This window comes from Phormidesmis sp. 146-12, assembly GCF_052939495.1.
Genome location: NZ_JBJPHS010000077.1, coordinates 1 through 19,416, shown reverse-complemented (window position 1 = coordinate 19,416; position 19,416 = coordinate 1). Strand labels below are relative to the sequence as shown.

Annotated in this window: 12 protein-coding genes; 5 read left to right on the top strand and 7 right to left on the bottom strand. The window is 45.9% G+C overall.

Translation table 11 applies throughout. The features are described 5' to 3' along the window. Positions 1-1,155 precede the first annotated feature (1,155 nt). The 3 genes from ACKFKF_RS25300 (at position 1,156) to ACKFKF_RS25290 (ending at position 3,391) form a co-directional block, all read left to right on the top strand. Positions 1,156-2,358: a response regulator gene (locus ACKFKF_RS25300; RefSeq protein WP_446870214.1), complete on the top strand. Its 1,203-nt coding sequence runs from the start codon at positions 1,156-1,158 to the stop codon at positions 2,356-2,358. Between the two features lie 75 nt (positions 2,359-2,433). Continuing rightward, on the top strand, positions 2,434-2,805 hold the full coding sequence (locus ACKFKF_RS25295) for a response regulator transcription factor (RefSeq protein WP_446870213.1): 372 nt from the start codon (positions 2,434-2,436) through the stop codon (positions 2,803-2,805). 10 nt (positions 2,806-2,815) lie between these two features. After that, entirely contained in the window at positions 2,816-3,391 is a 576-nt protein-coding gene (locus tag ACKFKF_RS25290) for a chemotaxis protein CheW (RefSeq protein ID WP_446870212.1), read from the top strand. Positions 3,392-3,499: 108 nt separating this feature from the next. Here the strand turns inward: ACKFKF_RS25290 and ACKFKF_RS25285 are convergent, their stop codons facing one another. From ACKFKF_RS25285 to ACKFKF_RS25255, 7 genes are all read right to left on the bottom strand, one after another. Then, the gene (locus ACKFKF_RS25285; protein ID WP_446870211.1) at positions 3,500-4,576 is read right to left on the bottom strand and encodes an Mrp/NBP35 family ATP-binding protein; all 1,077 of its coding nucleotides are present in this window, start codon (positions 4,574-4,576) and stop codon (positions 3,500-3,502) included. Next, positions 4,569-5,531, bottom strand: a complete 963-nt coding sequence (locus ACKFKF_RS25280) for a HEAT repeat domain-containing protein (RefSeq protein ID WP_446870210.1) — start codon at positions 5,529-5,531, stop codon at positions 4,569-4,571. Before ACKFKF_RS25280 ends, ACKFKF_RS25285 begins: the two co-directional genes overlap by 8 nt. A gap of 16 nt (positions 5,532-5,547) precedes the next feature. Continuing rightward, a complete protein-coding gene (locus tag ACKFKF_RS25275; protein ID WP_446859947.1) occupies positions 5,548-5,775 on the bottom strand; it encodes a 4Fe-4S dicluster domain-containing protein in 228 nt (75 codons plus the stop codon). Between the two features lie 65 nt (positions 5,776-5,840). Continuing rightward, complete coding sequence (locus tag ACKFKF_RS25270) at positions 5,841-7,553, bottom strand: fumarate reductase/succinate dehydrogenase flavoprotein subunit (RefSeq protein ID WP_446870209.1); 1,713 nt, start codon at positions 7,551-7,553, stop codon at positions 5,841-5,843. Between the two features lie 78 nt (positions 7,554-7,631). Next, positions 7,632-8,450, bottom strand: coding sequence for an ABC transporter ATP-binding protein (locus ACKFKF_RS25265; RefSeq protein ID WP_446870208.1), 819 nt, complete (start codon positions 8,448-8,450; stop codon positions 7,632-7,634). Between the two features lie 198 nt (positions 8,451-8,648). Then, positions 8,649-9,527, bottom strand: a complete 879-nt coding sequence (locus ACKFKF_RS25260) for an ABC transporter permease (protein ID WP_446870207.1) — start codon at positions 9,525-9,527, stop codon at positions 8,649-8,651. Positions 9,528-9,608: 81 nt separating this feature from the next. Next, the gene (locus tag ACKFKF_RS25255; RefSeq protein WP_446870206.1) at positions 9,609-11,135 is read right to left on the bottom strand and encodes an ABC transporter substrate-binding protein; all 1,527 of its coding nucleotides are present in this window, start codon (positions 11,133-11,135) and stop codon (positions 9,609-9,611) included. A 2,291-nt stretch (positions 11,136-13,426) separates the two neighbouring features. Between ACKFKF_RS25255 and ACKFKF_RS25250 the strand changes: the two genes are divergently transcribed. Further along, positions 13,427-16,330, top strand: a complete 2,904-nt coding sequence (locus ACKFKF_RS25250; protein ID WP_446870205.1) for a methyl-accepting chemotaxis protein — start codon at positions 13,427-13,429, stop codon at positions 16,328-16,330. A 239-nt stretch (positions 16,331-16,569) separates the two neighbouring features. Further along, positions 16,570-19,416 (top strand): chemotaxis protein CheA (locus ACKFKF_RS25245; RefSeq protein ID WP_446870204.1); only part of this gene is annotated, 2,847 nt, incomplete at its 3' end.

The following is a 19,416-nucleotide window of genomic DNA, read 5'->3' as shown; positions in this document are numbered from 1 at the left end:
AGCGATCGACAATCGAGTATGGCGATCGCACTGACCAACCAAACTCAAGAGAGGAGAAAGCTTTTCGCAATTTTCCCAATTACTTAAAAATGTGAAAAAAGATGCAATGAGAGAGTAATGAGAACAGTCTGAACTATTGAACAAAGCGATACCTCTTATATATTACATTTCTACAATGTATATTTCAGATTTGCGTAGTAGTGTGATATAGTAAACAAATCTCTGTGATAAGAGCGGTTCTGATAATTTTCTCTTGTCCCAATTTTTGCATCAGTGGTGAATTAGACCGAACAGTGCATCGCTAGAAAATATAAGTAAGATGCCTTCTAATGATCTGACAGAGATTACGTCTACTTCATCTCATAAGGCAGATAAGTCTACATAAAGCCGTCGCAAAGCTTATTTCCCGTATTTACTTTACAGGGTGTGAACTGCAAGATATTTTATTTACAAATTTTTCGTTTTTGAAATTCAAATGACTCAGGGTGTGACCAAAAGCGGGTGTAATTTTTAAGGAAAACTACCCTACTTAACGTCAGGTCGATGAACTCTTCGCTTTTAGATCCAGAAACGCCCTCTAAATCCCTCACGAGTGAGAGACTTTGAACCACAATTCTTCTCTTAAAGTCCCCCAATTCTGGGGGGTTGGGGGGCAGAGGTCGTGAACAACGAAGCAAAAAAAGGCGTTGCTGATTGGAGGGATGAATCTGTGAGAAGTGTCCATCTTTTCGCCCCCTAAATCCCCCAATTTTGGGGGACTTTGAACCTTGGGGTTCCCTCCGCTTTGGGGCAATTCATCCCCTGATTCAGCAACACCAAAAAACTCTCATCAAATTCACGTCTACTTGACTTGATCTGCGCGATTTGTGCGATTAAGACAAAGCAATAGAGCCATCATTCTTCCTACCTTATCCAGAGATCAGGAACTTATTCTCTTAAACATTGCAGTTCTTGTGAATCTCAGGTGTGTCGCTCAACATAAAATTTTGACCATATTTAATGGATCTGTACTGATTCCGTAGCCTTTCTAGAGAGGTTTTAGCAGAACTGCTAGGTCTTCTACAGCTTGCTAACAAATTATTTACGCAGAGAAACTATGTTACTTGACGTTAGTTGCGAAAGTGAGTTTTCCCGATCCGATGGAGGTTTACCGCTTTGAAAAATACTCAAACTCTCAGAAATCTTCACCTGTCTCAGTTCAGTGGGCAACTTGTGCAGATGGATGCCAGTGGACAACAATGGATTTTTTATTTATCTCAAGGGGCAATTATCTATGCAACGGGTGGGAATCACTTAGTAAGACGGTGGAATAGAAACGTAGTCACTTACTTTCCCAAGGTGCCTAATTACAGACTAGCGTGGCACTCTGATTTGGCTAGTATTAACGCGCTAACTTTCCCAGTTGGTTGGGAGTATGCGCTGGTACAGCTATGGCTAACTCAAAAGAAAATCACCGAGCAGCAAGCCGCAAAAATGATTGACTGTACTACTGCTGAAGTGATGTTTGATGTCGCTCAAGCAGTAGATGTGGTGGATCAAGTTATACAGGATGATGCATTGTCTCAACAACGTTCTTGGACTGAGGTAGAAAGCGCGATCGCGGACGCTGAAGCACTCTGGATAGCTTGGCAAGACGCTAAACTTGTGGACTATTCTCCCAACTGGGCCCCTATCCTTAAGCAACCCAAGCAACTTCGCAAGAATAGTTCAGAACAGTTTTACCAAACCCTGGTTGTCCTCTTAAATGGACAGAACACATTGCGTGATCTCGCTGTAAAAACGCAACGTAATGTTGTGGAGGTTACTTCTTCGCTCTTGCTTTGTTTTCAACTGGAATGGGTGGTACTCATGACGGTTGCTGACTTGCCAGGGCCATTTTTTCGACAAGGAGAGTCTGGGATACTGCCGATGTCAGTGGCTCCTGTCACAGCGATCGGGCAAGTTAAGTCAGAACCGAAAAGCAGGTCTGGTCTACGATCGCTGTCTGTGACCTCTCGAAAACCGCTGATTGCTTGTGTTGATGACAGTTTTTTAGTCCTCCAGACTTTAGAAAAGCTGCTTACATCCGCAAACTATCAGTTTGTAGGGGTAGATAATCCCCTTAGAGCGATCGGAGTTTTATTAATTCGCAAACCAGATTTAATCTTTTTGGACTTGGTAATGCCCCAAATCAACGGATATGAAATTTGTGAACAATTACGCAAGACTTCCGGTTTTTGCGATACACCTATTGTAATTTTGACTAGCAGCAGCAGTGCTGTTAACCGTCTTCAGTCAAATTTTGCTGGAGCATCAGACTTTCTCAGTAAACCACTGGATACCTTTGCAGTGCTAAGTATAGTTCGCAAGTACTTGTAATAGAGCACAACGAGCTTCACCCACTCCATTAGGGTTTTTATCGATCAGTCCTTTATCGCTTGCACGAGTGAAACTATGAGTACTGTCCTAGTTGTTGAAGATTCTTTGACGGATATGCAGATTTTCATCCATTGCTTACAGCAGGGTGGGATCAATGTCCTGGTTGCCCAAAGTGGGGAAGAAGCGATCGCTGCCGTCAATCGGCAAAGGCCTGACGTTGTTGTTCTTGATGTTGTATTACCAGGGTGCAGTGGATTTGAAGTCTGTCGTGAACTCAAATCAAAAGCTGATACCAGCAATATTCCCATTGTTATCTGCTCTACTAAAGGAGGAGAGATGGATAGATTTTGGGGGATGAAGCAAGGAGCAGATGCCTATTTAGCGAAGCCGATTGATCAAGAAGAGTTTGTACGTACCGTTAAACAGATGATTAAAAGTTCAATCTAAAAGCAAATCAATGTCTGACGCTTTATCTATTTTTGATTCGATGTCACCCTCTGCATTGATGCAGGATTCTACACTTGCGGACTCCTCAGAACGTAAGGAACAATTTTTGCGGCTTGATATTGTGCCTGAGACAACAGCCCTTTTGCCTATTCAGCAGATCGCTGAGGTGTTGAGCACTCCGATCGCCCAGATTATTCCGATTCCTCATATGCCTGCTTGGGTGATGGGGGTTCACAATTGGCGGGGCGAGATTCTCTGGATGGTTGACTTAGGGCACCTGTGCGGACTCACACCCTGGTATCAGCAAGCAACTTATCCCTCAGTCTACGAAGTGGTTGTGTTACAGATTCACACGGGTAAAGGAACCTTTCCTCATCCTAAAGGGCAGACTCTAGGGCTAGTGGTCGATCGAATAGACGACAGTGAATGGTGTACCCCAAGGGTCATTCAGTCTTTGCCAAAATCCACTGTCAATTCTGAGTTTGAGCGATTTTTGCACGGGTTTTGGTGGAAGTCCAATGATGATATGTTAGCCGTTCTTAATGGAGAAGCGATTATGAGAGCAATGCCCAAACAGCAAGTGTAGTAGCAATTAGAGCCAGAAATATAGCTATCCCATTTGAGTGGTGAGGATTCGGTGGTTAGTAAGCCACCACTCAGATAGGATTGCTATCTAACAATTACAAGTTGGCAATTACAAGTTGGAAGGGCAAAATGTTGCGTTGAGAGCAGCCGCAACCTGCATGAACACCTGGCTTACCGGAGACTCAGGGAACGCGATCGTAATCGGTTGACCCTGATCACCCCCCGCGCAGATCTGCGAATCAATGGGAACTTGACCCAGCAACGTTGCGTTGAGTTCTGCTGCTAACTGCTGCCCTCCGCCGCTACCAAAGATGGGAGTAGGCTTGCCGCAATGCTCACAGATCAGATAGCTCATATTCTCGACAATGCCAAGAACTGGTATTCCTACTTGTCGAAACAGATGAATACTTCGCCGCACATCTGATACGGCAACTTGCTGAGGGGTCGTCACGAGAATCACGCCGCAAATTGGGCTTTCTTGTACGATCGTAATCTGGGCATCTCCAGTTCCGGGAGGCAGGTCAATCAGCAAATAATCTAAGTCTCCCCAGACGACTTCGTGAATGAATTGAGTCACGATTTTATGAAGGACAGGGCCTCGCCAAGCAAGCGGATGGTCAGGTTCAGCGAGTAAGCCAACTGAGATGACTTTGATGCCGTGAGCTTCTAATGGCAAAAATCTCTGACCCTCTGGCGTGTCCACGATCGCAACGTCTGTCTGTCCCAAGCCGAGCATCTGAGGCACATTCGGGCCGTAGACATCCGCATCTAGTAAGCCGACCTTGGCACCTTGTAGGCTGAGAGCAGCGGCTAAGTTAACCGCAGTAGTTGATTTTCCTACGCCACCTTTTCCACTAGAAATTGCCAGCGTGGTTCTTACGCCAGGAATTGTACAGAGTTGAATGTATGTTTTCTTACACCACAGTAAAGCAGATAAACTCGACTGTACCTGGTCTTTTAAGGAATGCTGATGCTTTCCAATGTAGAGGCGCAGATAGATGTAGTCGTCTACAACTCTCAGATTTCGCACCATCCCTAAGCTGACGACATCGGTGTTTAGAATGGGTTCAAGAACTTGCTTGAGACATCGAACAACTTCTTGTTGACGATCTTCAGTCAAGGGATCAGGGTCGCTCGGCTCAGAGGATGCGTTGGACTGTTGAAAAGGTGACGAATGACTAGGCATTGGAAGCCTCTTGCCTCGATTCCTGGATTTTCTGGATAGCTCGTTGTGAATAGATACACACATCTCTATCCGGGTCATCCAAGGCTTGCTGGAGCGCATTTAAGGCAGCCTTATTGTTCAAAACGCCCAGCGCGATCGCGGCATCCCGACGAACATCTGAAGACTCATCTGCCAGGGCTTTGATTAAAGCAGGCAAGGTGCGATCGTCGGGTATTTTCTGCAAAGCTTGCAGCGTGAATTTTCTGACTTGCCAATGTTCATCAGACAATGCCGATTCTAAAGCAGGCACCGCTGCTGCATCCGCATGAAGCGCTAGTGATTTTGCAGCATTCCGTCGCACTTGCCAGTCTGAGTCAGACGTTAAGGCTTGACAGAGTGTTGGAACAACTTCAGAATCTGCCAGATGTCCTAATGTGAGGGCAGCAGCACAGCGAACTGCATTGATTGGATCAGACATTAAAGCGATCGCAGGTTGACAGCGGGCTACCTGGTTGAGGTATCGGAGCGTCGTAACAGCGGCCTCTCGCAGTTCAGCATTTTCAGATTCAAAGAAAGGTAGAACAGACGGCAACGATTGAGCATCATGAATCTTTCTCAATAGAATTAGAAGACTCAATTGCAGGTTTGCATTGTCCCGGTGCAAGGCATCTAGCAACAGCATTAAGTGATCAGTTGAAATAAGTTCACCGAGTGCTGATAAGGCTTCTTCGCGGATTTCTGCATCACTAGAAACAAGGCATTCCACCAGGGCTGGAACCGCTTTGGGATTTGCAAGTTCCCACAAAGCAGTCACGGCTAACTTTTGCACCCCAAAGTTTTCATCCTGAAGTGCAGTAATCAGCGGCTCTAAGGCCTCTTCATCGCCCAAATGCTGAAGCGTTTTGACCGCCACTAACCGATCGCTGACTTCTGGCGATCGCAGCATTTCTAACCACGGGTCAAGTTCAGAATTCATCAATGCTTGCACTCCTCTACCGCAACAAGAATGGGATTTTTACCGTGATGGCGTTTGTCGGACATTCTTTCTCGCAGGGCAAACAAAACCAGCACTCGTCGTATTTCATGTAGGCTTTGCCCGTTTCGGGGTTTTTTACCAACACGTCTAAGGGACAGACTTCAATGCAGGCAGTGCATTTTTCTAAGCATTTGGATTCATCAACAATCACCGGAACATCCACACGCTGCATAGCTAAAGCCATAATTCTTTGATCCTTTTGATTCAATAATTGATCACTAATTAATGGTTGCGACTCGTCTGTTTGGTTTAGCGAACTGCTACATCGTACACTTCAGTCTCTACGTCTACATCCACAATGTAGGGTTCGATCGATCGCTTAAACAGCGTCATTTCACCTTCGGCTTTTTTGAGATTGACGTGGCAGAACCACTCCTCGTTGTTTTTCTCTGGATAGTCCAGCCGATAGTGATACAGTCCCCAACGGCTCTCTCGACGATATAAAGAGGAACGGGCTGCCATCTCTGCACAGTCGCGAATAAAGTGAACTTCCATACAGCGCATCAACTCGTGGGGATCACGCGCTCCCATCAGATCCAGGGTATCGTGATAGCGCACAAAGTTACTTAAACCAAGCTCCATTTTGTTAGCTGACTTGGGCGGCTGTAAGTAATCATTCACCAAACGGCGCAGTTTGTATTCGACTTGAGTATGAGGGACTCCATTGGGGCGATCGAGCGGGGCATAGATTCTGGCTTTTTCAGCTTCTAGAAACTCGGAATCAGGCTGAACTTGATCTAAATTCTGGCTATATTCCATCGCATTTTGACCCGCCAACCGTCCAAACACAAACGCACCAATCATGTAATTGTGCGGCACACTTGCCATATCGCCAGCCGCATACAGTCCGGGTACAGTGGTTTCTGCCTTTTCGTTAACCCACACTCCAGATGCACTGTGACCACTACACAATCCAATTTCTGAAATGTTCATCTCAACGCCGTGAGTTCGGTAATTTTCGCCCCGCCCTTCGTGAAAGCGGCCTCGGCTCGGACGCTCGTTTGACCAGAGGATAGACTCAATCTCAGAGATAGTGGTTTCGTCTAGATGGGTCATCTTGAGTTGAACGGGCCCTTTACCAGAGTTTAGCTCTTTCCAGACTTCCAACATCATTTGACCGCTCCAGTAGTCGCAGCTAATAAAGCGATGTCCTTCTGCGTTGGCGGTATAGGCTCCAAACGGACTGGCAACATAGGCACAAGCTGGCCCGTTGTAATCCTTCATCAGGGGATTGATCTGAAAACACTCAATGTTACTTAGTTCCGCGCCAGCGTGGTAGGCCATTGAGTAGCCATCTCCCGCATTGGTTGGGTTTTCGTAAGTCCCATACAGGTATCCAGAAGCGGGTAAGCCAAGTCGTCCACAAGCACCCGTGCAAAGAATCACGGCCTTCGCTTGAATCACAACAAAGTCGCCACTTCGCACATCAAAGCCGACTGCCCCGATCGCTCGTCCGTCTTGCACCAAAACACGAGTTGCCATGACTCGATTCGTAACGTTGACTTTGTGCCGTTTGACCTGACGCGCCAAAATCGTCTTGAGATCTTTCCCTTCTGGCATCGGCAGCACGTATTTACCCACCCGATGCACTTGCTTTAGGTCATAGTTCCCCTGGGTGTCTTTCTGAAACTTCACGCCCCAGCTTTCAAGCTCTTGAATCACCTCAAACCCAAGCTTGCCTGTCTGATAAACCGCTTTCTGATTCACAATGCCATCATTGGCGATCGTCACCTCCCGAACGTACTGCTCAGGAGTCGAATTGCCCGGAATCACAGCCGTATTTACGCCATCCATGCCCATTGCGATCGCGCCACTGCGACGAATGTTGGCTTTCTCCAAAATTAGAACGTTTCCTTCTGGGTTTGCCTGTTTGGCCTTAATTCCTGCCATTGTTCCGGCAGTGCCGCCTCCGATCACAAGAACGTCGGTTTGCACCCATTGTGTATTGACTTGAGTATCCACTCAGATCTCCTTTTATCAGTGATCAAACTATCAGTGATCAAAACCGCGATCAAAACGTTGCAGAATCTCTAATTCTAGCTAATCCAGTTCCATACTCTTGAGCGTTTCTTCTCGAATTAGCTCAAATACTTGACGGTTCAAATTAATAAACTCTGGGGATACGATACTGTCAATGTGACGAGGACGCTCTAGAGACACAGTAATCTCAGCTTTGATTCTGCCCGGATTCACGCCCATGACCAGGATTCGATCGCTTAAAAATAAAGCTTCCTCAATATCGTGCGTCACAAACACAACGGTTGGCTTGAGATCGCTCCAAATATTTAGTAATAGCTCCTGCATCATTTGCCGGGTCTGTGCATCCAGTGCAGCAAATGGCTCATCCATCAACAGCACCGAGGGAGAGTTGACCAACGCTCTGATAATACTCGCACGCTGCTGCATTCCTCCCGAAAGTTGGTAGGGGTAAGAATTGCGATGTTTATAAAGCCCGACTCGATTCAGAAACTCATCCACCAACGCTTTCCGCTTTGATTTCGGCACTCCCTGGATTTTGAGACCAAATTCCACATTTTGAAACGTCGTTTTCCACGGAAGTAAAGAGTACTGTTGAAAGACAAAGCCTCGATCGGAACTCGGAGACTCAACGCGCTGTTGATCCACGATTACGCTGCCCTCGGTTGGCTGAATAAACCCAGCAATCACATTCAGAATTGTTGACTTGCCACAGCCCGATGGGCCCAATAAACAAACAAATTCACCCGGATTGATGCTGAAATTGATGGAATCAAGCACATGAGTAGACTGGCCCTTACGCTTGAAACAAACCGACAAATTTTCAATCTCAACAGATCCCCTCGCCGATCGAACAAAGTGCTTCTCTGCCAGTGTTGCCATGATCACCGATTCCCTGAGTGCAAATGATACCAAAACGGAAGCATACGGCAGCTATCCTATTTGAGTGGTGAGAATTCGGTGATTAGTCCTTAGGGGTAAGCGGTCAATTGATGGCTAAGAACGAATCACTCAAAACCCACGATTTCAAGGCTCTCACAACTGATTTAGAACTGCTATAGGTGTATAGCATGTATACAGCTATGTATTCTGCTTCTTTGTGACCCGCCAAGGCATCAGTAGTCGAGTCAGTTGATCAACTAAATAAGCACTCAGCGCGCCCATTAAACCGATCAGAAGCATTCCCATGACGATCGGCGGATAGTTTGAGGTGACATAAGACTCCCAGGTGAAATAGCCCACGCCATATCGACCTGCTAAAATCTCAGCCGTAACCAGGCAAAACCAACAGCTACCCATGCCGATCACGAGTCCACTGGAGATACTTGGCATTGCCCCTGGCACCACAATATCCTTAAACAGGTGCCACTGCTTTGCGCCCAAACATTGCCCCACCCTCAGCAACAACAAATCCGTGTTTTCAACGCCACGAATCGTGCTGATCAAAATCGGGAAGAATGCACCAATAAAGGTGATGTAAATCATTCCTGCTTCTGAGTTAGGAAACATCAGGATCGCCAGGGGAATCCAGGCAACCGCTGGGATCGGTCTCAACAACTCCAAGGGTAAGAAGATTAAGTCTTCAACATTCTGAAACCAACCAATCAAAATACCCAGACTAATTCCTAGAGCGGCGGCGATCGTGAAGCCAGCCAACACTCGAACAACACTTGCCTGGATATGCACCATCGGATCGCCCGAAAAGAACTTTAGCGTCGATTCCAGAACCTCCACAGGAGAAGGCAAAAACTCGAAGTTGATGAAAAATTTGAACCTGAGAGCACAGAGAAGTTGCCAAATTCCGAAAAATAGAATTAGAGAAAGCAGTCGCCTCAGCAGCTTGGCATTGACTGGTGAATAGGCAGACGATCGTCCGTTCCGGCGTACGGCAAAACGCTGAGTTTTAACAGCAGATAAGCTTGTCTTAGCGAATAAAGGCTCAGAAGACGGGACAGGCATTGTACACCTCTTAATGATAGAAACCCCGAAAAGCAGCTTGCTGGAGGTAACCCTTAATCCTGAATCGGCTCACAGCCAGACTTATTTAGCACTGACCAAGATGCCTAACTGAGCAGTTTGAGAATAGGCTTGCTGCAACGCTTTAAAGTCAGCAACCTTAGCGCCCGTCTTACTTGCAAAGACTTGAGCATCTTTTTCAGTCAGAAATGCGGAAACCTCCTCGCCATTACGGACATAGAAGGAATTATCCGCCAGTAGTTTCTCACCAGTGTTGCGATCGTGAACGAAGGTCGCCCCGATCGTTCGCTTATCTACCTTCTGTTTTTGCAGCATTGCCATCATATTTTTAATAGAAGCAAAGCTCATCACCTTGTTTTCACCTTTGATCCAAATCTGAGCCGCCAACTTGGGATCTTTGATTGGCTCTTTGGTTTGAGCATCCTCACCTGTAATCACAGAGCTACTATTCGCGACTTCATCGTAATTCAGCCCCATCTCTTTCATCGCTTGCCGCAAGTAGCTATCATCTGCCCACTTGGGCACGTCGTCTGGGTTGACGGTGGCATCCAACCGACCCAATTGTTTCAGGGTCATCACGCTATTCTTGAGGGCATCAAAGTTAACTTGGCGGATCGTTGGATTAATCTGCTGAACCCCAGAGGGCCCTAGAAACATGTAAACCACTTCTCGCTCAATCCCTGACCATTTCTCGACCTTGGTGGCTAATTCCTCTGGTTTCTCACGAAACATTTTGTTTGCTTCGAGTAGCGCTTTGAGATAGCCCACAACGATTTCTGGGTTTTCTTTTACAAAATCTGAACGAACCAGGACTCCATGAAAGGTTGGAATTCCTGTTTGTGCTCCGTCAAAAATCTTTCTGGCAAAACCTCGATAAGGAAACAGTTCACCAAAGGGAACAAAGTTGGCGTGGGCAGCAATTTGACTGGTTCTTAAACTGCTTCCTCCCACCTCTGGCGTTTGGCTCACGAGGCGTAGGTCTTTTTGAGGATCAATTCCCACATCTTTCAAAGCTTTGAGCAACATGCCGTGAGCAGCAGACCCAAAAGGAACAGAAACGTCTTTGCCTCTCAAATCTTCCAACGTTTGAATGGGGCTGTCTTTAGGAACCATGACAGCATTACCCGCGCCAGTCACACCATAGGCAAGGCTTGCGACATATATGGACTTGACTCCGTTTCCTTTCTGCTGAAACGTTGTCATGTTGAGTGTCGATGGAAAATCACCCATCATCCCAATATCGAGCTGATTTGCCAGCATTTTGTTGGTTACGGGTGGCCCTGATGTATGGCTTGACCACTCAATTTTGTACTCTACATTTTCATACTTGCCCGTTCTCGGTAAATGCTTCTCCAAAAGCTTCTCTTCACGAATGATCGATCCGCCCGTAACCATATTGATGGTTGGGTCTTGGGTGCCGATCGCAATGCGAATCACTTTTGCAGAATTTTTGCTTGAGGCGTTGCTTACAGCAGGTGCACCAGTGTTTGAGTTACTAGTAGAAGTCTGACTAGAGCAGGCGCTTGTAAAAACCAAAGAAACAGTTAATAGACAAAACGCAAGCTTTTCTGGCAAAAAAATCGGGGACATACGCATGGTAGAAATAGATCTTTAGTTGAAATGGACTATCAGTTTGACGAGGAGAAGGTGAGGGCAACCGTAACCGATCGGGTTAGAACTTATAAAAATCACTTTGCGCTAGTAACTTTAGACCAACAAAGTTAGAATCTTCAAACTGCGGACAGGGGTGAGCACTTGAGCGTACCGCAACACAATTACTCGTCATCACTTCGCCTAGACTCCTTTGCGAGAACAACTTGATCTAATCGTTTCTGTAAATTTCTTTAGAACTCTATTTTTAGAATTCTTAGGCAACATTCATGTGACAGGTTAGCACAGCCTTTAGCATAAATAGTAAGCACCATAAAAATTTTGTGTTTAGTATGCAGCCATGACAATTTCTTAACGTGAACATGCATAGAGAAAAATTTAAGTCTGTATCGGTCACATCAATTCAGGCAGTTTGCACAACTTAATTAGTTTATTTGAATTTGAGTGAACTTGAACCTCCATTAAACAGGCTTTTTAATTAACCGCTCTGTAAAAAACGATACAGCCCCGGTTACCGTAAAAGCAATCACTAAATTCGATACTTTGTTAGTTCTAATACTTTATTAATACCATCACATGATTAAACATGACACTGAGAATTGATCATAAAAGACAGTATTTGTCTAAGTATTAATCTGACTAAAAAAATTTGAAAGTTACGAGTAGTGAAGCGATCGAGACATCGCTCGTCCTCTATTCTATGGTTTTGGCTGTACTTTCTAGGGAAACAAGTTTTGGTTTGGTTAGAAAGAATGCTTGCTGAAAATTAGACGATGCGATCGACCAGGAATATAACTTTCTACGATAGTAAAACGATGATTACACAGAGGTCGTATTAAATACTTGTATCATTTAATTTCCAAGCTCTGAATTTTGCTCTCTTTTTACTTAGATCAACAACGCTGGATGTGATTTATTTTACTGTCACTTATAAACCTAACATTAAGTTTTGCTTGACTTTGGCAATACCTGTTGACAAGAATGGATGAGGCAAAAGATCATATGCTTGCGACTTAGATCCTAAATTGAGTGTCAGCTTGAACAAAATGCATCTATCCGGATAACGTCGCTGAAACTCAGTTGCTAGAACTTAGTCGCTTAAATTTACTGGAACCTAAATGTTTTAGATGTTTCACGGAACGGGGTTGCAGATACAGTAGTGTCACGAATACAGTAGTGTTACGAATACAGTAGTGTCACGACTTCTTTTGCCACTTGTCAGAAAATACGATTCCAGGGGCTTCACCAAGTAAAGGTTTCAAAAGTAAAGGTTTCAAAAAAAGCCTGATGACTCTTCAAGCGGTGGCAAAGAACAAACACACTAACTAGATACGGTTCTCCATAGCCCGTCGGAATTCTAGTATTGTAAGCAGAGCTTAGTCAGCTATGTTGTTGATTCACAATTGTTGACTCACAGGTTGACTCACAGGCTCATCTCAACAAGCCATTATTCTGAGAGTCGCTAAAAGTGATTAATTCTGAGAGTCGCTGAAGTCATCGGTGCATCGCTGTTGCGCTCACGTCATGCCACTCCCTTACCTTGTCGTACTTACATTTACTCTCGTAACGAGTAGATAGGTTTGCCCTAGTAGGGGACTAGCGCGGAAATGAAGTACCCACTAGAAATGGATTTTGGTAGGGACATGGTATTGCCATACTTCTACACGAGTACATTATTCATCCGCAAGTCGCCAAGTGGTGGTCAATAGCTCGGTTGTGTAACGGAATGAAACAGCCATCAAATCTTATTGGTCGGATTTGTCTGTATTGTGAGCGGCTCTTTAATTTTATTTACATACTTAAGTTTTCTCCCACTGCCTACTTGACTAGACTTTCGATTTTATAGGGGTGCTTCTTGTAATCTGCAATGTCTTTCCAGGGTGGGTTTCAGCTTACGGTTTGAAATTTGGTTAAAACGCCACTACTCAAGACATAAAATTCGTTTCTAAAGTATTGACGGAAGCTCGATTCGTTTTGAGGTGCAATTTTCTATGCTGTTAGCCATCAAGCAACGGTTTCCTCTTTTACAGCATGGGTGCATCCGCTATAGCAGTCCTCAATCAGTTGTAAGAATCTTGAAATAGCACGTTCTTAGTTCTTGACCGTTAATTGACGGCTAACCACTAAGGACTAACCACAGAATTTTTACCACTCAAATGGCATAGCTATAGTTTGACCATTCGTTCGATAAGCATTAATTTCTGCTCTTCTGGTGTCTCCTTCTTGGAGCGACTGACCGCCAATTCCCTACTGTTGAAAAGGTTTGTAACATGGCTAAAACACCCGCTAAGACCACTCCCCGGAACACAACTCAGAATCAAACTGCGGTAGACAGCATTCACGATATGGATGCAATAGCAATTCAGCTTAATCCTGTCCATGCAGCCCTTCAATCATCTCGATCGACGATAGCGGATCTAAGCAGAGACAGTTTACAAATACCTCCACAGGCGGGACTCGTTGGTTGGTGGCAGCGACTCAGCGTTAGGGTAAAAGCAACTGCTCTCGCGATCGTTATTGGCACAACGCCAGTATTGATCATTGGAGGAGTCGCCTACTACTTCGCCAATCAATCGATTACGACTCAAACTGAGGAATTTGGGAAGTCAAAAGCCGCAGACTTGCAGAATAAAGCAAGTTTATTCATGCGCGATCGACTTGAAGATATTAAGGGGATCGCAAACCTGGATGCTTTTACAGATCCCGAATTACGCTCAAAGATGAGTGCACAAGACAAGGCAGAAGTTCTCACTCAGCTTCTTGAGAGTTACAGAAACTATGACAGCATTGCTATTTTTGCTCTCGACGGGAATGTGATTGCTCAAACCCCAGGTTCACCCCTGGATAACCAACTTAACCAGGACTATTTTCAGGCTGCACTCAAGACCAACGGCGCAATCTTAAGCCAGCCAGTTGTTTCAAAAAGCTCAGGCATCTTCAGCGTTGAAATCGCCTCCACGGTCAAAGACAAAGTAACGGGTCAACCGATCGCAGTCGTCCGCGGCCGGATGCCTGTAGAGTTCTTAGAAGATGTGATTCGCAACTTTGGTACTCAAGGAACTCAATACTATCTCCTTGATGCTTCTGAAGAAATTTTCATTGGCCCGACAGGAACAACCGAAGGAACGAGGGTGAGAGCAATCCCTTCTTCAGGGGTACAAGCTACAGACTTTAAAGAAGTGTACAGCCCAGTGTTGCCTGGCGATATTTATCCTGACTTTAAAGACTTAAAAGCAGCGGAGCAAGCGGATGTTGCCCTGTCTACCAACACAAGAACAAAGACTGAGCAACTGCTCGCTTATAGCCCTCCTGTTACAGTGCAAGGTCTGCCAGACCTTAATTGGCGAGCAATCATCTCGATGGATACCGCAGTCGCGTTTGCACCGCAGCAACAGCTACTTTCTACTTTGACCATTGGAACTGGAATTACGGCCTTGCTCGTCGCGATATTAGCCACACTCATTGCAAACCGAGCGACCCGTCCAATCCTTGCGGCGGCGGCAGCAGTTGAGAAAATTGGTCAAGGTGATTTGAAAACTCGTTTACGCATTCGAGGTGAAGACGAAGTTTCCTCGCTAGGAGACAACATTAATTACATGGCTACTCAGCTACAACTTTCATCAGAGGCGCAAACCTTTGAAGCTAGCCAAGAACGTCAACTGACCGCAGCAAAAGGATCAGGTGTGGTACGGGAAAAGGATCTTCAATTGATCTTTGATCAGGCAGTCGAAGATTCTCGTCGGCTTCTCAAGCTCGATCGCATCGTTATTTATCGCTTTGATACTGGTTCCAGCGGAGTAATTTCTGAATCAGTTGAGGCAGGCTGGTCTAGTGCTCTGGATGGAAACATTAGTGATTCCTGCATACCAGAAGCGCTACGCGAAGCTTATCGAGAGGGGCGGATTGTTGCGGTGAGTGACGTAACTCAGGCAAACTTCCATCCAGAGCATTTAAAGTTGCTGGAGGGTCTAGAAGTCAAAGCTAGTCTTATCGTTCCGATCGCGAGCGTCAATCAACTGTTTGGCTTGCTGATAGCTCATTCCTGCTCGGCAACTCACGATTGGCAAGAGTTTGAGATCAACTTTCTCAAGCGGCTCGGTTATGAGCTTGGACTAACCATTTACCGGGTTGAACTACTGGAACAAACCACTCGCCTCGCAGAGGAGCAACGTCAACTTAAAGAAGGACTACAAAAGCGTGCTTTAGAGCTGCTTCTAGAAGTCGATCCGATTAGTAAAGGGGATCTGACGACTCGCGCAAAAGTAACCGTGGATGAAATTGGCACGATCGCTGACTCTTATAATGCCACCGTAGATAGCTTGCGGAAAATCGTGCTGCAAGTGCAGGAATCCACCGACCAAGTGGTAGAAACAACTAGTACGAGTGAAACGTCAGTGCAATTGCTCTCAGGGGAAGCGCTTCGCCAAGCAGAGGAAATTGGTGTTGCCCTGGATCTGGTGAAAGAAATGGCGATTGCAGTTCGAGAGGTTGCAGCCAACGCAGAACAAGCTGAAGTGGCAGTGCGACTGGCAGCCGAGACGGTTAAGGAAGGAGATGAAGCGATGAACCGAACCGTTGATGGAATTCAAGCGATTCGGGTAACGGTTGCTGAGACAGCCAAAAAAGTGAAATATCTAGGAGAGTCTTCTCAGAAAATTTCTACGGTTGTAGACCTGATTAGCGCTTTCGCGGCTCAAACCAATATGCTGGCGTTGAATGCTTCGATCGCAGCCTCGCGCGCTGGAGAAGACGGGAGAAGCTTTGCAGTCGTTGCCGAAGAGGTACGGGCACTAGCGCGACAATCGGCGGATGCGACGGGAGACATTAAAAAGCTAGTTGTCAGCATTCAAACAGAGACAAGAGAGGTGGTTGCCGCGATGGAATCAGGAACTGAGCAGGTGGTGATGGGAACAAAGCTTGTAGATGAAACTCGACAAAGCCTGAATAAAATTACAGCCGTGAGTACTCAAATTGGTCACTTAGTTGAAGCGATCGCTCAAGCAACTGTGGTACAGTCCAAAGCCTCTGAGACGGTTACTGAAACTATTCAAGATGTGGCAGCGATCGCAAATAAGACCTCCAATGAAGCCAATCAAGTTTCTTTCTCTTTTGCACAACTGCGAAAAGTGGCTCAAACGCTTCAAGAAAGTGTAGGTAAATTCAAAGTGAGCTAATGTTCTCCTACTCCCTACTTCCTACTCCCTACTTCCTACTTCCTACCGCTTGTCAGGCTAAGGCAATGATAATCTAGCAACAAGCCTGATCACTAACCACTGAATTACTGGGCTACTATAGCCATCCTAAATCAGTTGTAAGCATCTTCAAATCGCGAGTTGTTAGTGATTAGTTCTTAGCCATTAATTGCAGCTAGTCACTAACTACTGAATTCTCACCACTCAAATAGGATAGCTATATGGCACTTGACCCTGATATTCGTGACCAAGCTTACCAGTTTTTCGTCGAAGAGGCTCCTGAGTTACTACAGATTCTCGAAGTAGGGTTACTGACGTTGAGACAAGAACGCAGTACTGCCAAAGTTCACAACTTGATGCGGGCTGCTCATTCCCTGAAAGGAGGCGCTGCGAGTGTAGGCTTGGATGCGATCGCGACCCTGGCTCACCGACTTGAAAATGTCTTTAAGGCACTCTACAGTGAAGCCTTAGAGATTGATGCTGACCTAGAAAGCCAATTGCTGCAATCTTATGATTGTCTTCGATTGCCTCTGATGGAGCAAATCACTACGGGAACTTTCGACCCAGAAGCCGCTTTAGCGATCGCAGATTCCATTTTTAGCCAACTTGAGGAACGATGCGGCGATACCCTGCTCCAGGCAGATAGCTACCTTCCTAGCTCAACTGATCTGGGAGTCGATATGATTTCCGCCATTTTTGAAGTAGATGTTGCTCAAGGCTTAGAGCGTTTGGCGAGGGTGATCTCTCATCCTCAAGAGTATGAGGTTGCTGGAGAAGTCAGGGCACAGGTTGAAGTCTTTGAAGGGTTTGCTGAATTTTTGAACTTGCCAGGGTTTGGGGCAATCGCTAAAACAGTACAGCAGGCCCTGAATGCTCATCCCGATCGCGCTTTAGAAATTACCCAACTAGCACTCGCTGATTTTGAATGTAACAAACAGGCGGTGCTAACAGGCGATCGCTCTCAAGAATTTGGCCCTTCTGCTACATTAGCAGCCTTGGCAGGCATTGATGCAAGCGTCTTAAATTCAACGACTCCTCACGAAATACAGCCTGCTGAGACAGAAGAAACGATCGCAGATCTCGAAATCTCGCTTTCTCTGTTACAAAGTACTTTTGGTGGCGCGAATGTTGAGTTTGACTCTACAGAGATACTAGAAATAGAAGCATCCACACCGTCGATCGAGCCAATAATCGAACCAATAATCGTTGAGCCTTCGCTGCAAAACAACACGGCACCTACCTTTCCAACAGATCTAGCAATTAACCCTGCCGATCTCAATCAACACGCTCAGACGGGACAACTAGCGCGACTCGACCACCAGACTGATGGACTGCTCCAGGTTAGTCAATCTCTTGAGCTATCTCCACTCAATCAAGCGAGTCAGACTATCTACAATCAGCAACTTGAAGCACCCTCTCCTCCTAGTTTGACTGTTCGAGTTGATGCAGAGCGACTGGAACGAATCAATAATTTAGTCGGCGAACTAGCCATTAATCGCGATGGTCTTTCCCTTCAAAATGATCAGCTACAAGGCTCACTACGAGAGCTACTCGATCGTTTCGCACAATTTCAAAAGATGGTGCATCGCCTTGGGAAGCTATCTGATCAAATGCTAATTGCACCGGAGCGGCAACACCCAGGTAATAAGCCAGTCTCAGAACGGGGCGGAGAACCTGATAAAACGTCTGCTAATGTCCATCATCTCGTTTTTCCTAGTTTTGCATCGACTGAATTTGACCCGCTAGAAATGGATAACTATGGAGCTTTACAGTCTCAGGTTCAAGAGATCCTTGAGAGCATGATGCAAATGGAAGAAACGGTTGAGGACATTGCGTTATTCAGCAAACAACCGCATCAAATGCTGATTCAGCAACGTCGGATGGTGACTCATCTGAGAGACGAGATCATGCAGGCACGAATGATGCCGCTACATGAAGTTTTGAATCGGTTTCATCGAGTCCTGCGAGACCTATCGACGACTCACCACAAGCCTGTTAGCTTGACGCTGATCGGCGCTGAGATCTTGGTTGAAAAATCAATCCTGGAAAAACTCTACGACCCATTGCTGCATTTACTCCATAACGCTTTCGATCATGGTATTGAACCCTTGGAAGTCAGGCAACAACGTGACAAACCAGAACAGGGGCAGATTGTAATTCGGGCGTATCACAAAGGAAATCAAACGATTATTGAAGTCAAAGACGATGGGCAAGGGCTAGATCTCGATCGGATTCAGAAGCGAGCACTTGATCTGGGATGGCTCTCTTCTGAACAACTTGCTGTCACATCCCCTAATCAGCTTTGCGAATTAATTTTTGCACCAGGATTTTCAACTGCCCAGCAGGTTAGCAGACTTTCTGGGCGAGGAGTGGGGCTAGATGTGGTGCGATCGCAGTTGCGCTCAATCAAAGGGACTGTCACAGTAGCTTCTACTACCGAGCGGGGAACGACCTTTACTTTACAGTTACCACTAACCCTGACCATTGCGAATTTAGCTGTTTGCTTGACTGGCACTACTGCACTAGCTTTGCCGATCGACAGCATTGAGGAAATTATCACTCCAAAAATTGAAGAAGTTCGACAATCAGGCACACAGCGCTTTTTATACTGGCAAGAGAAGATTATCCCAATCGATCGGCTTGCTAGCCTTTTAGACTACCGTTGTCCACTGCCAGATGCTCCTCTCAGCAAAACGTTAGTTGTTGTGCCTTCTCCTGAGACCTGGGCACTGCCAGTGCTAATTTTGCGTCAAGAGCAGCAGATTTTTGCTTTGGAGGTTGATAGTTTGGTCACCGAGCAAGAGTTAGTCATCAAGCCTTTCAGTGCTGTACTCACTCCCCCTGCCTACGTTTACGGCTGTACTGTTTTGGCAGATGGTAGCTTAGTCCCAGTCATTGATGGCGCGGCTCTATTGAGTCTAAACCAAGCACAAAGCAGAAGTAGGATTGCACCCACAAATGAATCTGAACTACTTGCTGTTTCTAACAGTCAAACATTGTCAGTTAGCGATCGCTCAACCTTTATCAAAACAACTCAAACTCCTACAGTTCTTGTGGTCGATGATGCT